General features: G+C 38.8%; 2 protein-coding genes. One reads left to right on the top strand and one right to left on the bottom strand.

What is annotated here, in order from left to right; genetic code table 11:
- Positions 1–147: 147 nt before the first annotated feature.
- Positions 148–3,177, bottom strand: coding sequence for a glycosyltransferase family 117 protein (locus EDC17_RS16490; RefSeq protein WP_243646188.1), 3,030 nt, complete (start codon positions 3,175–3,177; stop codon positions 148–150).
- Between the two features lie 777 nt (positions 3,178–3,954).
- Between EDC17_RS16490 and EDC17_RS16480 the strand changes: the two genes are divergently transcribed.
- Entirely contained in the window at positions 3,955–4,911 is a 957-nt protein-coding gene (locus EDC17_RS16480; RefSeq protein ID WP_132779308.1) for a ribose-phosphate pyrophosphokinase, read from the top strand.
- Positions 4,912–5,106: the final 195 nt, after the last annotated feature.

The following is a 5,106-nucleotide window of genomic DNA, read 5'->3' as shown; positions in this document are numbered from 1 at the left end:
GTGGACACCCTTGTCCTAAGCTAACACTTCCCACTGTAAAGGCGTGTTCGGGACTTACACCCTAGAGTTATTGCACATGCTGGGCACACAAAAAAGAGGATGCTTTTAGCACCCTCTTCTGTATAATATTTAGTAATAGTTATCTCACTATTCTTCTCCGAATACATAACTATATTGCTTCCAAAGCTCTGCTGTGGCATTTTGCACATCTGTATCTTTATATTGATCGCCTATCATTTTGATACGCTGAAGACCAACTAAGGCTAAGCGTGCATTGCGCTCAGAAGTCACATCTTTGATCAAGTGATTTGAACTCAAATAATGCATATGCTCTTTAATATACTTTAAGTAACGCAAAGATATCTCTTTTGCTTTGGCAGATTCTCCAGTTTGGTACATCGCATCCAACAGAGAAATGTAGCTCATAGCTTCTCCCATTTGATATACTTTCTTCGGAAGATTTTGGTAAGCGTTCAATACGACATCATGCGCTTCTTTTTTCTTCCCTTGTTGTAATAAGTTTTGTGCCGTCTCTCCAAAAATCGAACTCAAGAAGAAAGTCAGATAACGGTATGAATCAGGATCCAAATAGCTTGCATTGCCTATATTTCCCCACTTATATTTGTTCATTATCTTGTCATATACCGATTCAGTAAATTGAATTGCACCTTGCTCAGCATCTTCCACGTTTGTATTAACCGGCACTAAACGTAATGCAAAACCTTCGGACACCAAGTAACGGTCTAGACCTAGGTAAAATTGCTGAGGAGTGGTCGTCGTAAAGTATATCGGTCTCTTCCAATTGTTATTGGCTAATATCGACAATACGGACAATTCAGCACGTGAAACATATCCCATTGGATAAGTAAATGTCAATGAATCTACCACAGAATCTTGCCACATCGCTGGAACAGCCTTATTCGCAAGTGCCGCTTGCTTATCAACATTTAGCTTAAGATTTTTAGTTGGCAACACGTTGATACTTTCGCCAGATTGTGTCTGCATTTTATTAGCTGGATCGTCTGAAAGCATAATGTTTAATGCATCTTCCAAATCTAAATTTCCTGGAATTTGGTAATCGTAATAATAAATCACATCACGTACACCGTCTTTAATTTTTTCCGGGTCGATGTTGATTGGCAATGCATCTGCATCATTCACTTTTTTCATCATCTGACGCATGTACCAATCGGAGGATAACAAACTCAAATTAACTACGCGCACATCGGTACGTATACCTTCGACTTCCTGCAGATACCACAATGGGTACGTATCATTATCCCCATAAGAGAATAAGATGGCATTTGGCGCACACGATTCAAGATAGTTTAGCGCCATATCATGCGATAATGATTTTTCCGAACGATTGTGATCATCCCAATTTTGAGAAACCAATAACACAGGACATGCCAACACACCCAGCGCTGTAGCTCCTATGGCTGCTGATTTTGCATTTACTTTTTTAGACAATAATTCCCAAATGGCAATCACGCCCATACCTATCCAAATGGAAAACGCATAGAATGATCCCGCATAAGCGTAATCCCGCTCACGCGGCTGCAAAGGAGGCTGGTTAAGGTATAATACAATCGCAAGACCTGTAAAGAAAAACAATAATAGCACTACACCCGCATCACGCTGATTCTTACCAAAGTGCCAGTAAGCACCCAAAAATCCGATTATTAACGGAAGGAAGAAATAAGTATTACGGGATGGATTTTCTTTTTCGGAAGTCGGAAGAGCGCTTTGACCGCCGACAAACGTGTTGTCAATAGGTTTGATACCCGATATCCAATTTCCTTCGAGCGCTGAGCCATGACCTTGTACATCATTTTGTCTTCCCGCAAAATTCCATAAAAAGTAGCGGAAATACATATGTCCTATTTGGTAACCGAAGAAAAATTTAAGGTTATCCGCAAATGTAGGTTTCTCTTCAGGACCTAAATTTAAATACTGTCTGTAAAAATTAGCGTGTTCACCACGATCACTATAGATACGAGGGAATAATGTTTCTCTATCGTAGCTGTATTTGGTTTTCTTCCTCGCTACTACATAGCGGTCTTTATCTTTACGATACACATTCCCAGCATCAAATACATCCGTAGGTTTGGCATCGAAATATTTACCTTTGATCAATGGCTCATCACCATATTGCTCACGATTCAGATAGCTTAAGAAGGTAAAAACATTATCTGGATCAGAGTTATTTAATGTAGGATCCGCTTTGGCACGGATAGTAATCATTGCAAATGAACTATATCCAAAAATGATAAATCCTAAGGAAACCAAAGCAATGTTTAAAATTGGTTTTACTTTCTTGATAGAATGCCAAATACCGAATACTAGACCACCCAACACTAATAAAGCAAAGAATGTAACGCCAGTTCCGAAACTTAATCCTAAAGTATTCACGAAGAACAAGTCCGTGAAAGCGGCAAACTTAATTAAGTATTGAATCACGCCCCACAAGATAAATCCGAGCACCACCACGCCAATCATAAAAGCTTTGAAGGCGCCGCCTGTAGTCACCTGCTTAGCTCTACGGAAGTAGATTACTAATGCAATAGCCGGGATAACCAATAGATTCAATAAGTGAACGCCAATAGACAATCCCATTACATACGCAATAAAGATCAACCAACGATCCGCATGAGGTTCATCAGCACGTGCTTCCCATTTCAAAATAGCCCAAAACACTACTGCAGTACACAGAGATGACATCGCATATACTTCCGACTCTACGGCCGAAAACCAAAACGTATCGGTAAAAGCGTATGCTAATGCTCCTACCAAGCCTGCGCCCATGACCACAATGGTCTGCACTTGCGTCAGTGGAGTCGATATATCCGCATTACGGACGAAAGTTTTACGCCCCAATACTGTAATAGACCAGAATAAGAAAAGAATCGTTAACCCCGAACTCACCGCAGAGCCAATATTCATCCAATAGGCAATTTGAGTTTTGTCACCCATTGCCAGATTCGAGAATATATTTTGAATCATCAAAAATAATGGAGCACCAGGTTGATGTACGATCTGCATTTTATACGCAGAAGCAATAAATTCACCACAGTCCCACCAGCTGGCTGTACGTTCAGCAGTAACAACATACGCAAGAGTAGCTACGATAGCACATAACCATCCTAGTAGATTATTGATCTTGTTGTAATTCATCATAAGTGTTAATTGCGCTATAGAATCCCTTGAGAGAAGCTTGGCCTAAAATATTTTCCAAATACGTTCACAAGTTCATTCTTAAACGGTTAATTGTTTTTAAAAACTTGCTTCGAAAATAAGGAATACATTGATACAAATGAACAAATAAATCATATTTTAACACTGCTTTACAATTTTAAAGGGGAATGTAAAGAAGTCTTTGACAGTCTTGAAAAAAATATCCCCCTGAAAATCAAGAAGGATACATTTCGGAATCAAAAAAAATTTGACGAATTCAAAATACAGCGTATATTTGCATCGTCAAACAAGAAACATAAGAAACAGCAGTTAGACAATGTTTGTCTCATAGTATAAGGGTAGTACGACAGTTTTTGGTTCTGTTTGTCTTGGTTCGAATCCAGGTGAGACAACAAAAGAGGGATACGATGTATCTCTCTTTTTTGTTCTAAAAAGATTTAAAAAATTATCAAAATGTTTTGACATATTGATCAATGTTTTTATCTTTGCACAACGAACAAGATTCTAGACCAGTCTAGAAGAGTTCAGAGGATTGTCCGATAGTATAAGGGTAGTACGACAGTTTTTGGTACTGTTTGTCTTGGTTCGAATCCAGGTCGGACAACGAAAGAGAGTTACATTTTAGTAGCTCTCTTTTTCTTTTTACGCTAACCTCCTCCCGTCTGTCTAATGGTTTTTATTTCTCACGATAGTCTTTTTATTTTCGATTTCATTTGGCTAACTTTGTGCATCATTCATAACATATAAATAATCAACACCATGCCTTTGCAATTTAACACGGTTAAATTATTCGCAGGTTCAGGAACTCAAGAACTAGCAGAAAAAATCGCCCAATCTTACGGGAAAGCTTTAGGAGAAAAGACTTTATCGAAATTCAGTGACGGCGAAATTCAACCATTCTACAACGAATCTGTAAGAGGAAGTGACGTTTTCCTAATCCAATCTACCAACCAACCTACCGACAATCTTTTCGAATTATTATTGATGATCGATGCAGCGAAGAGAGCTTCAGCTCACTACATCACTGCGGTAGTTCCATACTTTGGATTTGCTCGTCAAGACCGTAAAGACAAACCTCGTGTAGCTATTGGTGCTAAAATGATTGCAAACTTGATTACTGCTGCTGGCGCAAGTCGCATTATGACAATGGATTTGCACGCTGCTCAGATTCAAGGATTTTTTGACATCCCAGTAGATCATTTGGATGGATCGGTGATTTTTGTTCCTTATATCAAATCATTAAATCTTCCTAACTTAACAATTGCATCTCCAGATATGGGCGGTTCATACCGTGCACGTACTTTTGCTAAATTCTTTAATGCTGAAGTTATCATTTGTGACAAACGTCGTAAACGTGCGAACGAGATTGAATCTATGTCTATCATCGGTGATGTAACGGGTCAAGATGTAGTATTAATCGATGACATCTGTGATACTGCAGGTACACTTTCTAAAGCGGCGGCATTGATTATGGAAAATGGTGCCAATTCGGTAAGAGCGGTATGTACTCACGCTGTATTATCCGGTAAGGCTTACGAAACAATTGAAAACTCTGTGTTGAGCGAAATGATTGTTACGGACACCATTCAATTGAATGAAGAGAAAGCTAAAGCTTCTACAAAAATCAAAGTATTATCGACAGCAGATTTATTTGCTAAGGCAATCAAAAGTGTCAATCAACACTCCTCTATTTCTGATTTATTCGAAGTAGAATAATACATATAGATATTATTGCAAAAGGGCTGAAATTTAAATTTCAGCCCTTTTTTTTATTCTTTGTGGCTTCGTCCATAAGATAGCACAACCTTTATTGAGGTAATCGAGTAGGAAGATAGGGATTATTTCCCTATCTGTCCTCTCACACCACCCGGCATACGGATCCGTACCAAGGCGGTTTGTTAGAATAACGTC

The sequence above is a fragment of the Sphingobacterium alimentarium genome (assembly GCF_004342685.1).
In the GTDB taxonomy this organism is placed as follows: domain Bacteria; phylum Bacteroidota; class Bacteroidia; order Sphingobacteriales; family Sphingobacteriaceae; genus Sphingobacterium; species Sphingobacterium alimentarium.
The sequence above is the reverse complement of the archived record's forward strand: the minus strand, read 5'-3'. Positions and strand labels throughout refer to the sequence as shown.

What these genes read in the sequence shown, in the direction of transcription:
- EDC17_RS16490 (WP_243646188.1), bottom strand. Translation starts at nt 3,177, where the DNA reads ATGATGAATTACAACAAGATCAATAATCTACTAGGATGGTTATGTGCT.
- EDC17_RS16480 (WP_132779308.1), top strand. Translation starts at nt 3,955, where the DNA reads ATGCCTTTGCAATTTAACACGGTTAAATTATTCGCAGGTTCAGGAACT.